At 59.1% G+C, this 19990-nt stretch carries 19 protein-coding genes; 14 read left to right on the top strand and 5 right to left on the bottom strand.

Going from position 1 to position 19990, the window contains the following annotated elements; all coding sequences use genetic code 11:
• Nucleotides 1-4 precede the first annotated feature (4 nt).
• A complete protein-coding gene (locus tag MWU53_RS14560) occupies nucleotides 5-1006 on the bottom strand; it encodes a DUF2125 domain-containing protein (protein WP_247094378.1) in 1002 nt (333 codons plus the stop codon).
• A gap of 72 nt (nucleotides 1007-1078) precedes the next feature.
• Here MWU53_RS14560 and MWU53_RS14555 point away from each other — a divergent pair, with 72 nt between their 5' ends.
• From MWU53_RS14555 to MWU53_RS14545, 3 genes are all read left to right on the top strand, one after another.
• Nucleotides 1079-1618, top strand: coding sequence for a gamma-glutamylcyclotransferase (locus MWU53_RS14555; RefSeq protein WP_247094377.1), 540 nt, complete (start codon nucleotides 1079-1081; stop codon nucleotides 1616-1618).
• An 83-nt stretch (nucleotides 1619-1701) separates the two neighbouring features.
• Nucleotides 1702-2898 (top strand): biopolymer transporter ExbB, encoded by a 1197-nt coding sequence (locus MWU53_RS14550; protein ID WP_247094376.1) that lies wholly within the window; start codon nucleotides 1702-1704, stop codon nucleotides 2896-2898.
• Between the two features lie 3 nt (nucleotides 2899-2901).
• On the top strand, nucleotides 2902-4638 hold the full coding sequence (locus MWU53_RS14545) for a peptidoglycan -binding protein (protein ID WP_247094375.1): 1737 nt from the start codon (nucleotides 2902-2904) through the stop codon (nucleotides 4636-4638).
• Here MWU53_RS14545 and MWU53_RS14540 read toward each other — a convergent pair.
• From MWU53_RS14540 to gloB, 3 genes are all read right to left on the bottom strand, one after another.
• Entirely contained in the window at nucleotides 4635-5606 is a 972-nt protein-coding gene (locus MWU53_RS14540) for a M23 family metallopeptidase (RefSeq protein WP_247094374.1), read from the bottom strand. The two genes, MWU53_RS14545 and MWU53_RS14540, sit on opposite strands and share 4 nt — an antisense overlap.
• Entirely contained in the window at nucleotides 5606-7933 is a 2328-nt protein-coding gene (gene clpA, locus MWU53_RS14535; RefSeq protein ID WP_247094373.1) for an ATP-dependent Clp protease ATP-binding subunit ClpA, read from the bottom strand. The genes MWU53_RS14540 and clpA overlap by 1 nt, the downstream gene beginning before the upstream one ends.
• A 159-nt stretch (nucleotides 7934-8092) precedes the next feature.
• Nucleotides 8093-8857, bottom strand: coding sequence for a hydroxyacylglutathione hydrolase (gene gloB, locus MWU53_RS14530; RefSeq protein ID WP_247094372.1), 765 nt, complete (start codon nucleotides 8855-8857; stop codon nucleotides 8093-8095).
• An 80-nt stretch (nucleotides 8858-8937) separates the two neighbouring features.
• On the opposite strand from gloB, the gene MWU53_RS14525 reads away from it, so the two are divergent.
• The 9 genes from MWU53_RS14525 to MWU53_RS14485 all read left to right on the top strand — a co-directional run bounded on the left by MWU53_RS14525 (nucleotide 8938) and on the right by MWU53_RS14485 (nucleotide 17370).
• Nucleotides 8938-9582 carry a DUF938 domain-containing protein gene (locus MWU53_RS14525; protein WP_247094371.1) on the top strand — a complete coding sequence of 215 codons (645 nt, stop codon included), beginning with the start codon at nucleotides 8938-8940 and terminating at the stop codon, nucleotides 9580-9582.
• Between the two features lie 71 nt (nucleotides 9583-9653).
• Nucleotides 9654-10421 (top strand): methyltransferase domain-containing protein, encoded by a 768-nt coding sequence (locus tag MWU53_RS14520; protein WP_247094370.1) that lies wholly within the window; start codon nucleotides 9654-9656, stop codon nucleotides 10419-10421.
• A 363-nt stretch (nucleotides 10422-10784) separates the two neighbouring features.
• The gene (locus MWU53_RS14515; RefSeq protein WP_247094441.1) at nucleotides 10785-11345 is read left to right on the top strand and encodes a F0F1 ATP synthase subunit delta; all 561 of its coding nucleotides are present in this window, start codon (nucleotides 10785-10787) and stop codon (nucleotides 11343-11345) included.
• The gene (gene atpA, locus MWU53_RS14510) at nucleotides 11345-12883 is read left to right on the top strand and encodes a F0F1 ATP synthase subunit alpha (RefSeq protein ID WP_247094369.1); all 1539 of its coding nucleotides are present in this window, start codon (nucleotides 11345-11347) and stop codon (nucleotides 12881-12883) included. The genes MWU53_RS14515 and atpA overlap by 1 nt, the downstream gene beginning before the upstream one ends.
• A 14-nt stretch (nucleotides 12884-12897) precedes the next feature.
• Complete coding sequence (locus MWU53_RS14505) at nucleotides 12898-13776, top strand: F0F1 ATP synthase subunit gamma (RefSeq protein ID WP_247094368.1); 879 nt, start codon at nucleotides 12898-12900, stop codon at nucleotides 13774-13776.
• A gap of 18 nt (nucleotides 13777-13794) precedes the next feature.
• Entirely contained in the window at nucleotides 13795-15219 is a 1425-nt protein-coding gene (atpD, locus tag MWU53_RS14500; protein ID WP_247094367.1) for a F0F1 ATP synthase subunit beta, read from the top strand.
• Nucleotides 15220-15245: 26 nt separating this feature from the next.
• Nucleotides 15246-15656, top strand: a complete 411-nt coding sequence (locus tag MWU53_RS14495) for a F0F1 ATP synthase subunit epsilon (RefSeq protein ID WP_133485625.1) — start codon at nucleotides 15246-15248, stop codon at nucleotides 15654-15656.
• 104 nt (nucleotides 15657-15760) lie between these two features.
• Entirely contained in the window at nucleotides 15761-16963 is a 1203-nt protein-coding gene (locus MWU53_RS14490) for a TCR/Tet family MFS transporter (RefSeq protein WP_247094366.1), read from the top strand.
• A gap of 59 nt (nucleotides 16964-17022) precedes the next feature.
• Nucleotides 17023-17370, top strand: a complete 348-nt coding sequence (locus MWU53_RS14485; RefSeq protein WP_247094365.1) for an H-type lectin domain-containing protein — start codon at nucleotides 17023-17025, stop codon at nucleotides 17368-17370.
• Between the two features lie 66 nt (nucleotides 17371-17436).
• On the opposite strand, the gene MWU53_RS14480 is transcribed toward MWU53_RS14485, so the two are convergent.
• Nucleotides 17437-18450, bottom strand: coding sequence for a ribose-phosphate pyrophosphokinase (locus MWU53_RS14480; protein ID WP_247094364.1), 1014 nt, complete (start codon nucleotides 18448-18450; stop codon nucleotides 17437-17439).
• 107 nt (nucleotides 18451-18557) lie between these two features.
• Here MWU53_RS14480 and MWU53_RS14475 point away from each other — a divergent pair, with 107 nt between their 5' ends.
• Complete coding sequence (locus tag MWU53_RS14475; protein WP_247094363.1) at nucleotides 18558-19157, top strand: 2-hydroxychromene-2-carboxylate isomerase; 600 nt, start codon at nucleotides 18558-18560, stop codon at nucleotides 19155-19157.
• 2 nt (nucleotides 19158-19159) lie between these two features.
• Nucleotides 19160-19981, top strand: a complete 822-nt coding sequence (locus MWU53_RS14470) for an alpha/beta hydrolase (protein ID WP_247094362.1) — start codon at nucleotides 19160-19162, stop codon at nucleotides 19979-19981.
• Nucleotides 19982-19990 lie beyond the last annotated feature (9 nt).

Below are 19990 nucleotides of genomic sequence, written 5' to 3'. Positions count from 1 at the left end.
GCCTTTAACGGATCCTGATGATCGGGGCTGCGCCGATGGGGATGGGGCCAAGGAAGACCGCTCCTCCGGACAGGCGCAGGGTCACGTCTAAGGTTTCCGAGTTTCCTGACAGACCTGCCACGAACTGAAGCGCGCCGGTGACGGTGCTGACCAGCTCGGGTGCGAGGACGCCCGAGGCTTCGGCGATCTCGACCATCTTGCGCCAGTTCTTGGCCTTGATGGCGACCTCTCCGGTGGGAATGCCGCGTGCATCGACGTCTACCGTACCAACGGCTTTCAGTCCCAACTCACCCCATTTGGCGTCCAGATCGCTGATCGCGATCCGGGTGATTTGCGGGCGGGCGGTTTCAACGGCATGCCGATCCCACGGCCCGGTGAAATCGACGCTGGCTTTCAGCAAGGCGCGTTCGAATACGGAAGGCAGAAGTTCACCATTCCCAAATCCCTGAACGAAGGACGAGGCAGGCAGCAGACCGGTTGCTTCGAAATGAATGTCGTGCCGATTGGGCGCGACCGAGGATTTGCGCGTGGCGATCTGCCCGGCCTCAAGCCCGGCGGTCCAGCCCGCGTTGGATTGCATGGTCAGGTTCTCGATCACGATCGAGCTGCGGTCCAGCGGAAGGTCGGGGCTGGGATCGAAAACCAGCGATCCTTTGAAACTGTCGGCCTGAAAGGTGATGTTCTGCAGGGGCGAGGATACGACCTGCTGCCCCGGCCACACCGCGATCACGTGATTGGGCTGATAGGAAAGAGCGAGGATCTGAAATTCCTCCGCACGCCATGCCAGTCCAGTGTCAGGATCAGCCAGTTCAAGCCCGGTGAAGATCGTGTCGAACCGATTGGGAAATCCACGGGTCGAGACATCCTGCGCTTGCGATACCCAGCCCTCGGCCCGACGGTCATCGATCCAAGTGTTGAATGCGCTTTCAACGCCCTTCGCGCCGATGAACCAATACCCGGACCAAAGCCCCGCCAGAACCACTGCAATCACAACCAGCTTACGCATCTTCAATTCCCTTTTTGCACGATACATGCTTATAGGCGTGTGTACTGCGCGAAGGACGGAAGGGCGAGTGAAATGAGCAACGGCGATTTGTGGGTATTTGGCTATGGGTCACTGATGTGGAACCCCGGCTTTGACCATGACGAAGCGCTGGTCGCCACGCTGCCGGATTATCACCGCAGTTTCTGCATGCGATCAATCCATCATCGCGGGACCGAAGACCATCCGGGGCTGGTACTGGCGCTGGACGAGCTGGCTGGCGCACATTGTCAGGGGCTGGCATTCCGTGCCCGTCCCGGCACATATGACCAGACTATGGCTGACCTGCGCGAACGCGAGCTTGTATCCTCGGCCTATTTGGAAAAACGGCTGATGATCGACCTGCGCGATGGCCGCCGGGTCGAGGCCGTGACCTATGTCATCGACCCCGATCACGTGCAGTACTGCCAGATTAATCTGGACGAGCAGGCCCAAATCATCTCGACCGCGGTTGGGGGCAGGGGACCAAATACCGAATACCTTTACAACACCGCCAGCCACCTGACCGAGCTGGGCATCGAGGACGAAGATCTGTCGTGGTTGTCGCGTCAGGTTCGCGCGTTGACAGGCGGTTGAATTCTGCGGACAGAAAGCTTGGCAGGGAATGAAAACCTGCCTATCCTGACGCCAATAATAATGGCGACAAGGACTTACCCCGCATGGATCACCCGGATCGCGGGACGCTGACTGCGCCCAGAAGAAAAGGCATCGAGCCGTCTTTCACTCAACCCGTGCGTCAGATCTTTCTGATGCTGGTGGCCTTGGGCCTTGTCGGCTTCGGCACCTTCGTGGCGTTGCCGCATGTTTTGCCCGTGTTCATGGCGAACCTGTATTTGAACGGGTTCATTCTGTTTGTCTTTGTCATTGGTCTGCTGGCCTGTTTCTGGCAGGTCTGGCAGGTCTTTGCTTCGGTCAGCTGGATCGAAGGCTTTGTCCAACAGCGCGAGGCGCACGATCCTGACAGCGCCCCGCGTTTGCTGGCATCGCTTGCTGCCCTGATGCGCTCGAACCGGGGGACGCAGTTGCAGATCGGGGCCTCGTCCTCGCGTTCGATCCTGGACAGTATCGCCACCCGGATCGACGAAGCGCGCGACATCACGCGCTATATCGTCAACCTTCTGATTTTCCTTGGCCTTCTGGGCACGTTCTTTGGTCTTGCGACGACTGTTCCGGCGGTGGTCGAAACCATCCGCTCGCTTGCGCCGGGGGAAGGCGAAGGCGGGGTCGAGGTGTTCAACCGCCTGATGACCGGGCTGGAAGAGCAACTGGGCGGCATGGGCACGGCGTTCTCGTCCTCGCTTCTGGGGCTTGCCGGGTCGCTGGTTGTTGGATTGATGGAGCTGTTCGCAGGCCACGGCCAGAACAGGTTCTATCGCGAGCTTGAAGAATGGCTGTCGACCATTACCAAGCTCAGCTATGCGTCGGGCGACGGTGAAGATGCATCCGAGGCAGGGGCCTATCTGGGCATTCTGGCCGAGCAAATCGAAACCATGCAGACAATGTTTGTCCAAACGGACGCGCAACGCGCGATGATGGATGAAAGGCTGCGCGCCTTGGCAACCAATGTCGAGGCTTTAACCAACCAGCTTGCGCAGGATGATGGGCAGACACAGGCGTTGATGCAGATTGCCGAAAGCCAAGATGCCGTGCGCCAGATCCTCGAGGCCAATTCCGCGACCGAGGAAGAGCCAGTCGATGCAGAAAGCCGCATGCGTCTGCGCTCGATCGACGTGCAGATGTTGCGCATCTTGGAAGAAATGCAGGCTGGTCGGCAGGAAAGCCTGGCCGACTTGCGCGGTGACCTTGCAACGCTGACCCATGTGATCCGCGTCGCCTCGGGTCAGGAGCAAGGTTAAGCCATGGCGCTTACCCGCCGATCCACCCAACGCATGAGCGGGTCCATCTGGCCCGGCTTTGTGGACGCAATGACCGCGCTTTTACTGGTCTTAATGTTCGTCCTGACGATCTTCATGATCGTACAATTCATCCTGCGCGAGACGATCTCGGGGCAGGCGAACGAACTTGACGAATTGTCGGCGCAGGTGTCCGAACTGGCCGATGCGCTGGGGCTGGAACGCAACCGAACCGAGACCCTTCAGGGCGAGATCGGTACGCTGAACGCAACGCTGACCGAAGCCCGCTCGATCTCGGATGCGCAGGCCGCGATGATTGCCCAGCTGACGACGCAGACCGAAAGCCAAGCTGCCGAATTGGCCGCTCGGGCAGCGAAGATCACCAGTTTCGAGGCGCAGGTGGCGACGCTTTTATCCGAACGGGATCGCGCCTTGGCAGAAGGAGAGGCGCTGACTGCGACCGTTGAAGAGCTTGAAAGCGCACGTACCCAACTGCTGAGCGAACAAGAGGCGTTGCAATTGGCTTTGGCCAAAGCACGCGACGAGGTTGATGCCGGTGCCGAAGCGGCCCGTCTTGCTGCGGCCAAACGCGAGGCGTTGGAGGCTTTGGTAGCTGATCTGGAAGTGAAGGTGACCGAGGGCCAGACGGCGCTGGACGAGGAAGAGGCCGGACGTTTGGCAGAAGCCGCAGCCGCCGAAGCCTTGCGCGAACGGTTGCAGAACGCAGATACCGAACTGACCGCAATGACCTTGGCGCTTGAAGAAGAACGCAAGCGGGCCGAGGAAACGCTGACCCTTCTGGCCGCAGCCAAAGCGGCAGGTGTGGATCTGGATAAGCGCTTGGCGACGGCTTTGCTTCAGCTTGAGGAACAGGCTGCTGCCGGTACGGATTCGGCTGAGCTGCGTGATCGGCTTGAGGCGGAGTTGGCGGCGCGTCTGAATGCCGAACGGGCTGCAACTGAGACGCTCACCCAATCCGAGGAACGTGCGCGCTTGCTGGCGGCCGCCAATCTGGCGCTGGCCGAGGAAGAAGCTGAAAGCGCAGAAAGCCAACGCAAGATCGCGCTGTTGAATGAACAGGTCGCCGCGCTGCGAACGCAGTTGGGGGGCTTGCAGGCAATTTTAGATGCGGGATCGGCCCGCGATCAGGCCGCGCAGGTGCAGATCCAGAAACTTGGCTCCGAACTGAACGCCGCCCTTGCCCGCGTTGCCTCCGAGGAGCGCCGCCGTGCCGAGCTGGAAGAGGCCGAACGCAAACGCCTGGAAGCCGAAGCCAAAGAGCTGTCCGCCTACCGATCTGAATTTTTTGGCAAATTACGTCAGGTTCTGGGGAACCGCGAGGGTGTGCAGATTGTGGGCGACCGGTTCGTATTTTCGTCCGAGGTGCTGTTCGAAAGTGCCCGCGCCGAGCTTCAGCCAGAAGGGCGCGCCCAAGTCGGGCGTGTGGCTGCGCTGTTGGCTGACGTTGCAGGCGAAATCCCTGACGAAGTGGATTGGGTGATCCGCGTCGATGGGCACACAGATAATGTGCCACTTTCCGGACGCGGGGCGTATCGTAATAACTGGGAGCTGAGCCAGGCGCGCGCCCTGTCGGTGGTCGAATACATGATCGACGCGCTGGGCTTCCCGCCCGACCGTTTGGCCGCGACGGGCTTTGGCGAATACCGCCCGGTCAATCCTGCGGACACGCCTGAAGCCCGCGCCGAAAACCGCCGGATCGAGTTGAAGCTGACCGAACGCTAAGGCGTGGTCAGCGTCGTGGTGGTCGCGATGCGGTCGATCTCAACCCCGCCACGCAACAGCGTGGCCGTGCCGTGATATGTACCGGGAAGGGTGTTTTCCGCATGCAACCGACGTCCGGCTGCGCGCATCGTGCGGGCCTGCGTCGTCTCCAACACCTCTTCGTGTTCGATGAAAACGCCGTTGGGTCCATGGATGATTAGCTGCATCTCGTCCCCAGCCAGCGCCCCGAAAATCTGCGCCCAGAACACGAATGCACCGCTGGTGCTGTCAATCGAAGCATGGGCTGCCTTGCCCCACTTCACGGTATCAAAGTCAGGAATTCGGTCGCTGAACCCCGCATTCACGAACCCGCTGGCGCGGTACAGGATCTCGTCTGCCCACAGGGATGTCGCGTCGGTGTCACCACAATAGGTCAGGGGATCGGCGTTGAACGGATCCACGACCTGCTCGTCTTTGCGCAGCGTTAAATGAAGATGCGGAAACTCAGTCCGGCCTGACATGCCGATCTGACCCAGGGGGGTCTGCAGACCGACGCGCTGCCCGACCTCGACCGCGATGCTGTCCTTGCGCATGTGGCAGTACTGGCTTTCCCAACCGCCACCGTGGTCAATCACCACTCCGTTGCCGCAATCCTGCCCATCTGAATGGTCGAACGTGGCCGAAAAAAACTGGTCCGCGCCCCCGTCACGCAGCCGACGCACCACGCCGGGTGCTACCGGGGTGACATCAACGCCCGCCTGCGCGGCCATATCCGATGTCAGCGCGATGTCCGTTCCCTGATGCCCGTCATAGGACAGCACACCGCAAGTGAAATCCGCCGCCCCATTGCTGGGGTCGGCATCCACATAGCTCTGAATGAAGCAATCTTGCCCCAGCGCGCACGCAACCGGGAAGCTGAGAACGGGATCACGCGCCGCAACCGGGGTCGCGGCGCATGTTATCAGTGTTGCAGCCCAAAGGGCGTGCATCAATCGGCGGGCAGAAGCGGGGGCTTCTTGCGGCGGCCGATGCGCGGCGCTTTGGGTTCTTCGTAGCGAAGCTCCAACTTGCCACCTTTGATGCCGACCTGAACCAAGCCACCTTTTGCCAACTTGCCGAACAGAAGTTCCTCGGCCAGCGGCTTCTTGATGTGCTCTTGGATCACGCGGCCCAAGGGACGGGCACCCATCCGGTCGTCATAGCCCTTGTCGGCGATCCATTCGGCGGCGGCTCGGGTCAGTTCGATATGCACGCCGCGGTCCATCAATTGGGCCTCAAGCTGCAGCACGAATTTCTCGACCACTTGCAGGATCACCTCTTTGCCCAGCGGCGCGAAGCTGATCACGGCGTCCAGACGGTTGCGGAATTCCGGCGTGAAGGTGCGCTCGATGGCGGCGGTATCCTCGCCCTCGCGACGGTCACGGCCAAAGCCGATGGCGGCCTTGGCTTGCTCGGACGCGCCTGCGTTCGAGGTCATGATCAGCACCACATTGCGGAAGCTGACGGTGCGGCCGTTATGGTCGGTCAGTTCGCCATTATCCATCACCTGCAGCAGGATGTTGTAGACATCCGGGTGCGCTTTCTCGATCTCGTCCAGCAGCAGCACGCAATGCGGGTGCTGGTCAACGCCGTCGGTCAGAAGACCGCCCTGATCAAACCCGACATAGCCCGGAGGCGCACCGATCAGGCGGCTGACGGCGTGTTTCTCCATATATTCGGACATGTCGAAACGTAGAAGTTCCACACCCAGATTGTCGGCCAGTTGCTTGGCAACCTCGGTCTTGCCCACACCAGTCGGCCCGGCGAACAGATAGTTGCCGATGGGCTTTTCAGGCTCACGCAGTCCGGCGCGCGCCAGTTTGATCGCCGAGGACAGAGCCTCGATCGCGTTATCCTGACCGAACACAACGCGCTTCAGCGATTTCTCGAGATCGCGCAGGACTTCCGCGTCGTCTTTCGAGACGTTCTTTGGCGGAATGCGGGCAATCTTGGCCACGACAGCCTCGATTTCCTTGGTGCCGATGGTTTTCTTGCGCTTTGAGGCGATTAGCAGATGCTGGGCCGCACCCGCTTCGTCGATCACGTCGATGGCTTTGTCCGGCAGCTTGCGGTCGTTGACATAGCGGTCCGACAGCTCGACGGCCGACTTGATCGCATCGGCGGTGTATTTCACGCCATGATGTTCCTCGAAATAGGGCTTCAAGCCCTGCAGGATCTTCACCGCGTCATCAACCGTCGGCTCGTTCACGTCGATCTTTTGGAAACGACGCGACAGGGCGCGGTCTTTTTCGAAATGCTGGCGAAATTCTTTGTATGTGGTCGAGCCCATGCAACGCAGCTTGCCGCCTTGAAGCGCAGGCTTCAGCAGGTTCGAAGCATCCATCGCCCCGCCAGAGGTCGCACCGGCACCGATCACCGTATGGATTTCGTCGATGAACAAAACGGCGTCGGGATGATCCTCAAGCTCTTTCATGACGGCTTTCAGACGTTCCTCGAAGTCACCGCGATAGCGGGTGCCAGCCAACAGCGCGCCCATGTCGAGCGAGTAGATGGTGGTTTCCGACAGGATCTCGGGTGTCTCACCGCCTACGATTTTGGTCGCCAGCCCTTCTGCAATGGCGGTCTTGCCTACGCCCGGGTCGCCCACCAGAAGCGGGTTGTTCTTGCGGCGGCGGCAGAGCACCTGAATGCAGCGTTCCACCTCGCTGTCGCGGCCGATCAGCGGATCGATATCACCCTCACGCGCCTTTGCGTTCAGATCGACGCAGTATTTCCCAAGCGCGCTGTCGTTTTCTTCGGCGGGCTGCGCGTCTTGCACGTCCTCGTCGTCGAAGTCCGGCGTGCCCGAGATCGAGCGGGACTCGCCAAAGCCGGGCTCTTTCGCGACACCGTGGGCGATATAGTTCACCGCATCATAGCGCGTCATGTCCTGCTCTTGCAGGAAGAAGGCCGCGTTCGATTCGCGTTCGGCGAAGATGGCGACCAGCACATTGGCGCCGGTCACTTCGGTCCGGCCCGAGCTTTGGACATGGATCGCGGCGCGTTGGATCACGCGCTGGAATGCGGCGGTCGGGACCGCTTCGTTGCCTTCGATGTCGGTGATCAGGGTGGTCAGTTCTTCGTCGATGAACTCGACAAGTACTTTGCGCAGCACGTCCAGATCGACCGAACACGCCTGCATTACGCGTGTCGCGTCTGGTTCGTCCAGAAGCGCCAGCAGCAGGTGCTCAAGCGTCGCAAGCTCGTGCTTGCGGTCGTTTGCCAAAGCCAATGCCTGATGGATGGCTTCTTCGAGGGGTTTTGAAAAAGATGGCATGTTGCGCACTCCTCGTAAGTTCAGCGGTGGACATCGCTGGCGATTTCTTCGCCTTTTTACCGTTGCCTCATAGTATTAAGGTTCGGTTTTCCTTGCGTCGCTATCAAGACCCTTTTGGTCAATTTCTGCTCGCACAAGCGTGATTTCTTGAGAATCGCCTTAGAAATCGTCTTTCCGGGCGCGGATCTCGGCAAAGACCTGGGCGTCGGCTGCGGCTTCCATATGTAGGGCGGCTTTGACGGACGACAAGTGCGCGCGCAGAAAAGGGTTGGTTTCCAGTTCGTCCGACAGCAGGGACGGGACGGTGGGCTGGCGCTCGGCGCGGGCGGCTTCGACCCGCTCGCGGCGTGCGCGCAGGGCGTCATTTTCCGGCTCGATGGTCAGCGCGAACGAGATATTGCCGCCGGTATACTCATGACCCGAGCAGATCAGCGTATCAGCGGGCAGCGCCATAAGGCGTTGCAGGCTGTCCCACATCTGTTCGGGACGGCCCTCAAACAAACGTCCGCAGCCCATCGCCATCAAGCTGTCACCTGTGAAAGCGGCCTTGGCGGCAGGGACATAGAACGCGATATGGCCGATCGTGTGGCCGGGCACGTCCAGCACCAGAACCTCGTGGCCTGCGAAGTCGAAACCGGTTCCTGGAACCAGGGCTTGATCTAGCGGAGGTAGGCGGTGCGCGTCGGCTTCGGCACCGATCACGCGGGCACCAGTGGCGGCAACTAGATTGGCAACACCGTCAATATGGTCCCAGTGGTGATGGGTCAGCCAGATCTCGGACAGGGTCCAGCCGCGCTGTTCCAGTTCGTCCTCGATGGGCAGGGTTTCGGGCGCATCGATCAGCGCTGTCTTCCCTGACTTGGCGTCATGTAGCAAAAATGCATAATTATCCGAAAGGCAGGGAATTGTGACGAGTTCGAGCATATTGGTTCTCCGTGGTGGTGAAACAGTCTTGCTCAAACACACCCGAGCCTCAATACTGGTAATGCGCCCGAGGGATAAAAATGGCGGGAGAAAAACCACATTCGATCGCGCATGAGCGCGGAGATGGCCGCATGTCAGCGCCATCTGCGTCTCGAAATTTGTTTCCGATTTTAGACGCCATGAGGCCATATGTGCCGAAACAAGGCGTCGCGCTAGAGCTTGCCTCGGGTACGGGCGAGCATATCGTTGAATATGCCAGACACTTTCCGGGTGTGATCTGGCAACCGACCGATGTTGACCCCGCGCGCCTGAACAGCATTGATGCATGGCGCGCCGAGAAAGGGGTCGAAAACATGCGTTTGGCGCAGTGGCTGGATGCCAGCGCTCCGTCGTGGCGCACCGGACCAATGTCGATGATCGTGACCGTAAACCTGATGCACCTGATCGATGCGCCCACCTCGCGTGCCGTGATTGCAGGCGTTGCGCGCAATCTGGCGCCCGGGGCCTATTGGTTCCTGTACGGGCCGTTCCGAACCGGTGGGGTGTTTCGCAGTGAAGGGGACGAGACATTTCATGCGTCTCTGGCAGCGCATGATCCGCAGATCGGCTACAAGGATCTTGAGAAGGTCGAGGCGTGGGCCGCGGACGCTGGGCTGCGCCGTGCCGATCTGATCGAGATGCCCGCAAACAATCTGGCACTGGTTTTGCGTCGCGCCGCGCGGTGAAGATGGCCATTCCAATTTTTGGGCGTTCGGGTAGTCTCGGCCTTGAACTGACAAGGGCCGAATGACGCGTCATGCATCTTGATGTGCAGGATCTGAGGAATTTTTATTACCGCAGCATGTTGGGGCGCGCGGCGCAAAAGGCGATCCGTGACAAAGTGGTCAGCCTGTGGCCTGAAACACAATCCAAAGGGCAAACCGTCGCTGGCTATGGATTTGCCGTGCCGTTGCTGCGCCCCTACCTGCCGACGGCGCGTCGGGTGGTCGGGTTGATGCCCGCGCCGCAGGGGGTGATGCCGTGGCCTGCGGGTATGCCCAATGTCTCGGTTCTGGTGGAAGATACCTTGTGGCCCTTGGACACCGGGGTCGTGGATCGCCTTGTGGTGATGCATGGGCTTGAGACATCTGATACGCCCAGTCAACTGCTTGAAGAATGCTACCGCGTGCTTGGCCCCGGCGGGCGTGCCATGTTCATTGCCCCGAACCGGGCCGGACTGTGGGCGCGTTCGGATGCAACGCCGTTTGGCTTTGGGCGGCCCTATTCGCTGGGGCAGCTTGAAGGCCAGCTGCGCGAGCATGGGTTCAAGATCGAACGGCACCTGTCGCTGCTCTATCAGCCGCCTTCGTCCAAGCGGTTCTGGTTGAAGACAGGGACTTTCTGGGAACGGGCAGGACACCAACTTCCCGTCATCCTTGCGGGCGGTGTCCTGATGGTCGAGGTGACCAAGCAGGTGCCGGCCCCCAAACGCCCCGGCTTGGCGCAGGCTGTGCGCCGTCCACTGAAGGTTCTGGAAGGGCTGGGCGTCCCCGAGCCCAGCACCCCGCGACAAGGACTGCTTTAAGTATAGAATCAGTCCTGTGCCGACCCAAGTTCTTTGGTCATCACGATGCCCGATCCTCCTTGATTCTCTCGCAAACCCTGTTTCGGTATGCAAATGTATTCCGTTTTATGTGGCCCGAGTTTCACCCCGTGATCGGCAAATTGTCCCTAGGGTTAAGGGGTATGCGCGGATTGGCGGCGAAATCTAACGAAACCTAAGCAGGAAATGTTGGCGATAAACCCGCGCAAGCCTGTTGCGAGGTGGGGTATTCCCTGCTACATGCGACGACGATTTAGATAGTGCGCGCGAAAGTGCGGCTTCTGTAGGCCGCCCCGGTTTGTCCAAACAAACCACAATGGGGCATAGTACATCGGAAGGGTGGACGTGTCCGAACCAGTCTCGATCTCAACTGGCATTGCCCAACGTTATGCCACGGCCATCTTTGAGTTGGCCAAAGAGGGCAAAGAACTGAAAGCAGTTGAAGCGGATGTTGCCGCTATTGATGCTGCTCTCGCCGATAGCTCTGATCTTGTCGACCTGATTAATTCGCCGGTGTACACCCGCGATGAACAGGCCGCCGTGATTGCAGCTATCGCCAAGAAAATGAAACTTTCGTCAACGGTCGCAAACGCACTGAGCCTGATGGCTCAGAAACGTCGTTTGTTCGTGCTGCCTCAGCTTCTGGACGCCATGCGCGCCCTGATCGCAGAGGATAAGGGTGAGATCACCGCAGAGGTGACCGCAGCCAAAGCCATGACCAAGGCGCAACAAGACAAACTTGCCAAGGCTTTGAAAGCCTCAACCGGCAAGGATGTAAACATCAACCTGGCCGTCGATGAAGCACTTATCGGTGGCCTGGTCGTGAAACTGGGCTCGCAAATGATCGACACGTCGGTCAAGGCCAAGCTCGATGCACTTCAGAATTCCATGAAAGAGGTCGGATAATGGGTATCCAAGCAGCAGAAATTTCTGCGATCCTGAAGGACCAGATCAAGAACTTCGGCCAGGAAGCCGAAGTGGCCGAAGTTGGCCGCGTTCTGTCGGTCGGTGACGGTATCGCTCGTGTATACGGTCTGGACAATGTTCAGGCAGGTGAGATGGTCGAATTCCCCGGTGGTATCCGCGGGATGGCTCTGAACCTTGAAGCTGACAACGTTGGTGTTGTTATCTTCGGTTCCGACCGCGACATTAAAGAAGGCGACACTGTAAAGCGCACGAACTCGATCGTGGACGTGCCCGCAGGTGACGAACTTCTGGGTCGCGTTGTTGACGGTCTGGGTAACCCGATCGACGGCAAAGGTCCGATCAAAACCAAAAAGCGCAACGTTGCTGACGTTAAAGCACCGGGCATCATCCCGCGTAAATCGGTTCACGAGCCGATGGCAACCGGCCTGAAATCGGTTGACGCGATGATCCCGATCGGCCGTGGCCAGCGAGAGCTGATCATTGGCGACCGTCAGACCGGTAAAACTGCCGTTGCTCTGGACGCGATCCTGAACCAGAAGTCGTACAACGAAGCCGCTGGCGACGACGAGAGCAAGAAGCTCTACTGCGTCTACGTAGCTGTTGGCCAGAAGCGCTCGACTGTTGCGCAGCTGGTGAAGAAACTGGAAGAAACCGGCGCGATCGAATACACGATCGTCGTTGCTGCAACCGCTTCGGACCCCGCTCCGATGCAGTTCCTGGCACCCTATGCCGCAACCGCCATGGCCGAGCACTTCCGTGACAACGGTCGCCACGCCCTGATCATCTATGATGACCTGTCGAAACAGGCTGTGTCCTATCGTCAGATGTCGCTGCTTCTGCGTCGCCCGCCGGGCCGTGAAGCTTACCCGGGTGACGTTTTCTATCTTCACTCGCGCCTGCTGGAACGTTCGGCCAAGCTGAACGAAGACTATGGCTCGGGCTCGCTGACCGCTCTGCCGGTTATCGAAACCCAGGGTGGCGACGTGTCGGCCTTTATTCCGACCAACGTTATCTCGATCACCGACGGCCAGATCTTCCTGGAAACCGAGTTGTTCTACCAGGGTATCCGCCCTGCTGTGAACACCGGTCTGTCGGTTTCGCGTGTTGGTTCGTCGGCTCAGACGAAAGCAATGTCGTCGGTTGCCGGTCCGGTTAAACTGTCGCTGGCTCAGTATCGCGAGATGGCCGCCTTCGCTCAGTTCGGTTCGGACCTTGATGCCTCGACCCAGCAGCTGCTGAACCGTGGCGCCCGTCTGACGGAACTGATGAAGCAGTCTCAGTATTCGCCGCTGACCAACGCTGAGATCGTCTGCGTGATCTACGCCGGTACCAATGGCTACCTGGACAAGATCAACGTGTCGGAAGTTGGTCGTTTTGAAGCTGGCCTTCTGAACCACCTGCGTCAGAAACACGCTGATCTTCTTGCCGACATCACCAACAATGACCGCAAGGTTAAAGGTGAGCTTGAGGACAAGGTCAAAGCAGCGCTGGACGCGTTCGCCGCTGACTTCGCTTAAGGGGGCTCAGACAGATGCCCAACCTTAAGGACCTCAAAAATCGGATCGAAAGCGTCAAGTCGACGCGGAAGATCACGAAGGCCATGCAGATGGTGGCCGCCGCGAAACTGCGGCGGGCACAGGAAGCGGCCGAAGCAGGTCGTCCCTACGCAGAGCGGTTCAACGCCGTTCTGGGTGGGCTGGCAGCTTCGTCGGGGGGCGACAGCGCTCCGAAACTGCTTTCGGGTACGGGTTCGGATCAAGTCCACATGCTTGTGGTCATGACCGCCGAGCGCGGCCTTTGCGGTGGCTTCAACTCGTCGATCGCCAAATTGGCGCGTGCGAAAGCTGAAGAGCTGATCGCTTCTGGCAAAACGGTTAAAATGCTGACCGTTGGCAAGAAGGGTCGTGAGCAACTGAAGCGCGACTTCGGAGACCAGATGGTTGACCATGTGGATCTTTCGGCTGTGCGCAATGTTGGATACGACAATGCTCAGGCAATCGCCAACGATCTTATCCATCGTTTCAACGAAGGTGAGTTCGACGTCGCGACGATCTTCTACAACAAGTTCGAAAGCGTGATCAGCCAGATCCCGACTGCCCAGCAGGTTATCCCGGCCAGCTTCGACGCCCCTGCAGAGGGTGCGGAAGAAGTGTCGACCGTTTATGACTATGAGCCGTCGGAAGAAGGCATTCTTGCAACGCTGCTGCCTTCGGGTGTGGCCACGCAGGTCTTCACCGCGCTGTTGGAAAACGGAGCCTCGGAGCAGGGCGCGCGGATGTCCGCAATGGACAACGCTACCCGCAACGCAGGCGACATGATCGACAAACTGACCATTCAGTTCAACCGTTCGCGTCAGGCCGTGATCACCAACGAACTTATCGAAATCATTTCGGGCGCCGAGGCGCTCTAAGGAACCGGAGAAACAACAATGGCTAACGCTAAAGGTAAGATCACCCAGGTGATTGGCGCCGTTGTGGACGTTCAGTTCGAGGATGAACTTCCCGCAATTTTGAACGCCCTGAACACCGACAACAATGGCAACAAACTTGTTCTTGAAGTGGCACAGCACCTTGGTGAAAACACCGTCCGCTGTATCGCTATGGACGCGTCCGAAGGTCTGGTCCGCGGTCAGGAAGTAACTGACACCGGCGCACCGATCTCGGTGCCGATCGGCAACGCAACTCTGGGCCGCATCCTGAACGTCATCGGCGAGCCGGTTGACGAAAAAGGCCCCGTGAAATCGAAAGAAAGCCGCCCGATCCACGGCGACGCGCCTGCTTTTGAAGATCAGTCGACCGAGACCGAAATTCTGACCACCGGCATTAAGGTTATCGACCTGCTGGCCCCCTACACCAAGGGTGGTAAAATTGGTCTGTTCGGCGGTGCCGGCGTTGGTAAAACCGTTCTGATCATGGAACTGATCAACAACATCGCTAAAGTGCACTCGGGTGTGTCCGTGTTCGCTGGTGTTGGTGAGCGTACCCGTGAAGGCAACGACCTTTACCACGAGATGATCGAATCGGGCGTTATCGTTCCCGACGATCTTGAGAAGTCGAAAATTGCGCTGGTCTACGGCCAGATGAACGAGCCTCCCGGTGCACGTATGCGTGTTGCTCTGTCGGGTCTGACCCTGGCGGAACAGTTCCGTGACGACACTGGTTCGGACGTTCTGTTCTTCGTCGACAACATCTTCCGCTTCACCCAAGCTGGTTCGGAAGTTTCGGCTCTGCTGGGTCGTATTCCTTCGGCGGTTGGTTATCAGCCGACGCTGGCCACCGACATGGGTGCCATGCAGGAACGTATTTCGTCGACCAAATCGGGTTCGATTACTTCGGTTCAGGCCGTGTATGTTCCCGCAGATGACCTTACCGACCCTGCACCTGCAACCTCGTTTGCTCACCTTGATGCAACCACCGTTCTCGACCGTTCGATCTCGGAAAAAGGCATCTACCCGGCGGTTGACCCGCTTGGTTCGACCTCGCGTCTGCTTGACCCGCTGGTCATCGGTGAAGAGCACTACAAAGTTGCCACCGACGTTCAGGAAATCCTTCAGCGCTATAAATCGCTGCAGGACATCATCGCCATCCTTGGCATGGACGAACTGTCGGAAGAAGATAAGCTGACTGTTGCGCGCGCTCGTAAGATCGAACGCTTCCTGTCGCAGCCCTTCGACGTGGCAAAAGTGTTCACCGGCTCGGACGGTGTGCAGGTTCCGCTGGAAGACACCATCAAGTCGTTCAAGGCTGTTGTGGCTGGCGAATACGACCACCTGCCCGAAGGCGCCTTCTACATGGTTGGCGGCATCGATGAAGTGATCGCTAAAGCCGAAAAGATGGCGGCAGACGCTGCTTAAGCTGAACCGCTGAAGGAGGGCCTCTGATGGCTGATACGATGCAATTCGACCTGGTGTCGCCCGAACGGAGCCTCGCTTCGCTTCAGGCGACTGCGGTCCAGCTGCCGGGTGCCGACGGTGACCTGACGGCGATGCCGAACCACGCACCGACGATCACGACGCTGCGTCCCGGTATCGTTCGCGTCGAGTCCCCCGAAGGCAATGCCGAGTTCGCAGTCACGGGCGGTTTCGCCGAAGTGACCGCCAACGGCACCTCGGTTCTGGCTGAACGTGCCCTGCCTGTTTCGGAAGTGACACAGGACGTTCTTGATGGCTTCGTTTCGGATGCGGCTGCCGCATCGGAAAACGCAACCGCCGAGAACTTGGACGAGCTGGCCAAACGCACGGTAGATATCGCTGCAATGGCAAGCGAGCTGGGTCTGTCCGTGAAAGGCTAAGCCCACGGAACATGATTATCGAAAAGCCCCGCCCAACCGGCGGGGCTTTTTGCATTTGCGCTTTCCCACGCTTCGGGTCACAGATATGCGCAAAGGAGCGCGACATGCAAAAACGCGGTGCAATTTGGTTCATCCTGGCCACCATCCTGCTGGATGCGGTGGGCATTGGCATCGTGTTTCCCATTATGCCGGACCTGATGGAGCGTGTTGGGGCTGCCAACACGGCTGATGGTGCGTTCTGGGGTGGCATTCTGATGGCCTCATATGCGGCAATGCAGTTTCTATTCGCGCCGATCATCGGAGGGATTTCGGACAGCCTTGGGCGTCGCCCCGTTTTGCTTCTGGCGCTGGTCGCGCTGGCAGTGGATTATGTGGTCATGGCTCTGGCCACCACGTTCTGGTGGCTGCTATTAGGGCGTGTTCTGGCTGGAATTGCTGGCGCGACCTATATCACTGCGACGGCCTATCTGGCGGACATATCGAAGCCCGAGGAACGGGCCGCAAACTTTGGATTGATCGGGGCCACGTTCGGCATCGGGTTTGTCATGGGTCCTGCAATCGGTGGACTGGTTGCCGGCATTCACATAACAGCGCCGTTCTGGCTTGCGGCGGTTTTGGCTACGCTAAACGTGGCGTTCGGCCTGTTCTTGTTGCCTGAAAGCCTGGCACCCGAGAAGCGTCGTGCCTTCACAAAGCGAGACTTAAATCCGTTCGGCTCGATCTTGGATGCATTCCGTCTGCCCGGTCTGATGCTGCCATTGATCCTGATCTTCGCATTCGAGTTTGCCAACATGGTCTATCCGACCCTGTGGGCTTTTTGGACACGAGAAGTTTTTGGTTGGGGAACCGCATTGATTGGTATCTCGCTGGCGTCGTACGGGATCGCAGTGGCCTTCACGCAAGGTGTCGTCATGCGGTTCATGCTGCCCAAGCTTGGCGAGTACCGAACCCTGATCTTCTCGATCATCTGCGCGATTGCGGCATTCGTAGCGTTCGGGCTGACTGGAAACGCCTGGGTGATGTTCTCGTTCATCATCGTCGCGGCATTAGCGGACATGGCGCCTCCGACCATGACGGCCATGATGGCCAACATGGTGTCTGAAGATCGACAGGGGTTGTTACAGGGCGTCATCGCAAGTCTTGGCTCAATCGCGGCCGTCATTGCGCCCATGGTGGTGACAGGTGTCTTTCAGTTTTTCGCGAATGCGAACGCCCCGATCTACTTGCCTGGTGCGCCATTCCTGCTGTCCGGGCTTATGGTTTTGATCCTTCTGCCCTACTTTTTACGTTTGAAAACTCAGCCTTAACTTGTTTTGAACATAGTTTTAGGCAAGAATTGTCCTAATTTTATGGACGACGTTAAATTATGAAGAGAATTAGACCCCAAATGCTGGGCGTGGATCAGGGCAGCAAAGTTCTGTTCTCGGATTTCGAGGACGATGGCGAGATGTGGACAGGCAGTGGTCCACGCAAAACGCGGATAGCGATCCGGTTTTCTGAGCCCTTCCTGACGCCACCCACAGTCACCGTGTCGATGTCGATGTGGGACATTGCTGGTGAAAGCAACCAACGGGCAGATATCATGGCCGAGAACGTGACGACCGAGGGGTTTGATATTCTGTTCCGCACTTGGGGGGATACGCGGGTCGCGCGTGTCCGCACGGACTGGCTTGCCATCGGCGAAGTTGTCGACGACGAGATGTGGGATGTTTGACGACAAACCTGACCACTAAAAAAGGGCCCCGTGGGGCCCTTTCGCGTTTCTGGCATCCAGAGTGGATCAGGAGTACATGCCTTCGTAAAGCGGCTCTAGCGTGTCGTGGTCGAACAGCGACGACACTGACGTGCCACCCCAGATGTTCAGGATCGCTTGTGCAAACATCGGGGCAGTCGGAACCACGCGGATGTTCTTAGCGTCCAGAACCGGCTGGGTCGGCTCGATGGAATCGGTGATCACCAAGGATTTCATCACCGAATTCTGAACGCGCTCGACCGCCGGGCCGGACATGACGCCATGGGTAATGTAGGAATGCACTTCCTGCGCGCCTTGCTCCATCAGCACTTCGGCTGCTTTGCACAGGGTGCCTGCGGTATCGCAAATGTCGTCCACGATGATGCAGCGCTTGCCTTCCACGTTGCCGATCACGGTCATCTCGGCCACTTCACCGGCTTTCTCGCGACGTTTGTCGACGATTGCCAGCGGGGCACCGATGCGTTTCGCCAGTTCACGGGCGCGGGCCACACCGCCCACGTCAGGCGAGATCACCATCACTTCGTCCAGGCAATCCTTGAAGTGATGCTTTACGTCCAGCGCGAAGATCGGGCTGGCATAGAGGTTGTCCACCGGAATGTCGAAGAAACCCTGGATCTGGGCGGCGTGCAGGTCCATGGTCAGAACCCGCTCGATGCCCGACTGGGCGATCAGGTTGGCCACCAGCTTGGCCGAGATCGGCGTGCGGGCCTTAGTGCGACGATCCTGACGGGCATAGCCGAAATACGGGATCACGGCGGTAGCAGACCGGGCCGACGAGCGGCGCAGCGTGTCTGCCATGATCAGCAGTTCCATCAGGTTGTCATTCGCCGGGTTCGAGGTCGACTGAATGATGAACATATCCTCGCCGCGGACGTTCTCGTAGATCTCGACGAACACCTCTTGGTCGTTGAAGCGTTCGACGCGAGCGTCGACCAAGCCGACACTCGCGCCACGATGCATGGACATGCGTTTGGCGACAGCTTCGGCCAGCGGGCGGTTGGCATTGCCCGAGATGAGTTTCGGTTCGGTGATGGAAGGCATGGCAGCAGATCCCAGAATTGCTCTGTATGACAGAATCGTGACGTTGACACCCAATAGCATCGGGATAGATTTCGGGAAACAGCATTGGCGCAACAGGAGGCCGAAAAATGGGCCATATTGACTATTATTTCACGGTACTTTCGCCGTGGGCTTTCTTTGGCGGCAAGCGGTTTGCGCAGATCGCGGACAAGCACGGGGTGTCGGTCACGTTCAAGCCGGTCGACATCGGGCAGCTTTTCACTCGCACCGGGGGGCAGTTGCCCAAGGATCGCCACCCCTCGCGCATGGAGTATCGCATGCAAGAGCTGAAGCGCTGGTCCAAGGCGCTGAACATGCCAATCAACTTTAATCCGGCGCATTGGCCGACCAATGGCGCGCCTGCGTCTTATGCGATCATTGCGGCTCAGAATGCGGGAGCCGGGGATGTCGCTGCTCTGGTCGACGCCCTAATGCGCTCGATCTGGATGGACGAGAAAGACATCGCCGAGGACGCGGTCATCAAGGACTGCCTTTCAGAGGCCGGGTTTGATCCGTCTCTGGCGGACAGCGGTCTTTTGATGGGGGCCGAGACTTATGCGCGAAACTCCGACGACGCGGTGAACGCTGGCGCGTTCGGCTCGCCCTTCTATGTCTGCGACGATGGCGAGAAGTTCTGGGGTCAGGACCGCCTTGACCTGCTGGATGCACATCTGGCCGAGCGGGGCTGAACATGCTGGAAGAACTGGGCAGCTGCCCGACCTATTGGGACCGGCAGGGTTCGGGCCCGCACGAGGCGCTGTTCATCCACTGCTCGTTGGCGCATTCCGGTGCCTGGCGCGGTGTGCGGACGGTGTTGGGCGATGATCTGACGTCGCTTGCCTATGACCTGCCGGGACATGGGCGCAGTGCGGATTGGGACGAGCAGGGTGATTATCAGGACACCGCCACGCAGGCCGCGTTGGATCTGCTGGACCGCCACGCGCATGGGCCGGTCGATCTGGTTGGGCACAGCTTTGGCGGCACGATTGCTTTGCGCGTGGCCCAGATGGCACCCGAAAAAGTGCGCAGCCTGACCCTGTTCGAACCGGTCCTGTTTGCGACCGCCAAGGACGACCCTGCTTATGTCGAGAACAACACCTATATGAATGGCGTTTTTGCGGACGCCATGCGCGCGGGCGACCGGATGGAAGCCGCCCGCCTGTTCAACTGCCAATGGGGCAGCGATGCGGGGTGGGAAGCGCTGCCCGAGCGTCTGAAAGCCGATATGGCAAAGCAGATCCACCTGATCCCGGCCGCGCGCGGTGTGACGCATGAGGACGTGCACGGGCAGGTCGCGCCGGGCGCGTTGGAGAAAGTTATCCTGCCGGTTCTGCTGCTGGAAGGTGAACGCTCGCCCGATTTGGTGCGCGCGGTTCATGATCGGATGCAGGCCCGGTTCCCAAATCTGCGCCGCAAGGTAATCGCGGGCGCAGGGCATATGGGGCCGATCAGCCATCCGCGTGAGGTCGCCGCTTGCATTCGCGAGCACGTATCGCAGGCTGAAACTGACTGACCAATGCGC

Origin of the sequence: Aliiroseovarius sp. S1123, assembly GCF_023015885.1 — a bacterium.
Taxonomy (GTDB): Bacteria; Pseudomonadota; Alphaproteobacteria; order Rhodobacterales; family Rhodobacteraceae; genus Aliiroseovarius.
This window is presented reverse-complemented; position numbering and strand designations above follow the sequence as displayed.

Bases quoted from the DNA above. Each gene is read 5' to 3' on its own strand.
- MWU53_RS14560 (WP_247094378.1), bottom strand. From the start codon at position 1,006: ATGCGTAAGCTGGTTGTGATTGCAGTGGTTCTGGCGGGGCTTTGGTCC.
- MWU53_RS14555 (WP_247094377.1), top strand. From the start codon at position 1,079: ATGAGCAACGGCGATTTGTGGGTATTTGGCTATGGGTCACTGATGTGG.
- MWU53_RS14550 (WP_247094376.1), top strand. From the start codon at position 1,702: ATGGATCACCCGGATCGCGGGACGCTGACTGCGCCCAGAAGAAAAGGC.
- MWU53_RS14545 (WP_247094375.1), top strand. From the start codon at position 2,902: ATGGCGCTTACCCGCCGATCCACCCAACGCATGAGCGGGTCCATCTGG.
- MWU53_RS14540 (WP_247094374.1), bottom strand. From the start codon at position 5,606: ATGCACGCCCTTTGGGCTGCAACACTGATAACATGCGCCGCGACCCCG.
- clpA (WP_247094373.1), bottom strand. From the start codon at position 7,933: ATGCCATCTTTTTCAAAACCCCTCGAAGAAGCCATCCATCAGGCATTG.
- gloB (WP_247094372.1), bottom strand. From the start codon at position 8,857: ATGCTCGAACTCGTCACAATTCCCTGCCTTTCGGATAATTATGCATTT.
- MWU53_RS14525 (WP_247094371.1), top strand. From the start codon at position 8,938: ATGGCGGGAGAAAAACCACATTCGATCGCGCATGAGCGCGGAGATGGC.
- MWU53_RS14520 (WP_247094370.1), top strand. From the start codon at position 9,654: ATGCATCTTGATGTGCAGGATCTGAGGAATTTTTATTACCGCAGCATG.
- atpA (WP_247094369.1), top strand. From the start codon at position 11,345: ATGGGTATCCAAGCAGCAGAAATTTCTGCGATCCTGAAGGACCAGATC.
- MWU53_RS14505 (WP_247094368.1), top strand. From the start codon at position 12,898: ATGCCCAACCTTAAGGACCTCAAAAATCGGATCGAAAGCGTCAAGTCG.
- atpD (WP_247094367.1), top strand. From the start codon at position 13,795: ATGGCTAACGCTAAAGGTAAGATCACCCAGGTGATTGGCGCCGTTGTG.
- MWU53_RS14495 (WP_133485625.1), top strand. From the start codon at position 15,246: ATGGCTGATACGATGCAATTCGACCTGGTGTCGCCCGAACGGAGCCTC.
- MWU53_RS14490 (WP_247094366.1), top strand. From the start codon at position 15,761: ATGCAAAAACGCGGTGCAATTTGGTTCATCCTGGCCACCATCCTGCTG.
- MWU53_RS14485 (WP_247094365.1), top strand. From the start codon at position 17,023: ATGAAGAGAATTAGACCCCAAATGCTGGGCGTGGATCAGGGCAGCAAA.
- MWU53_RS14480 (WP_247094364.1), bottom strand. From the start codon at position 18,450: ATGCCTTCCATCACCGAACCGAAACTCATCTCGGGCAATGCCAACCGC.
- MWU53_RS14475 (WP_247094363.1), top strand. From the start codon at position 18,558: ATGGGCCATATTGACTATTATTTCACGGTACTTTCGCCGTGGGCTTTC.
- MWU53_RS14470 (WP_247094362.1), top strand. From the start codon at position 19,160: ATGCTGGAAGAACTGGGCAGCTGCCCGACCTATTGGGACCGGCAGGGT.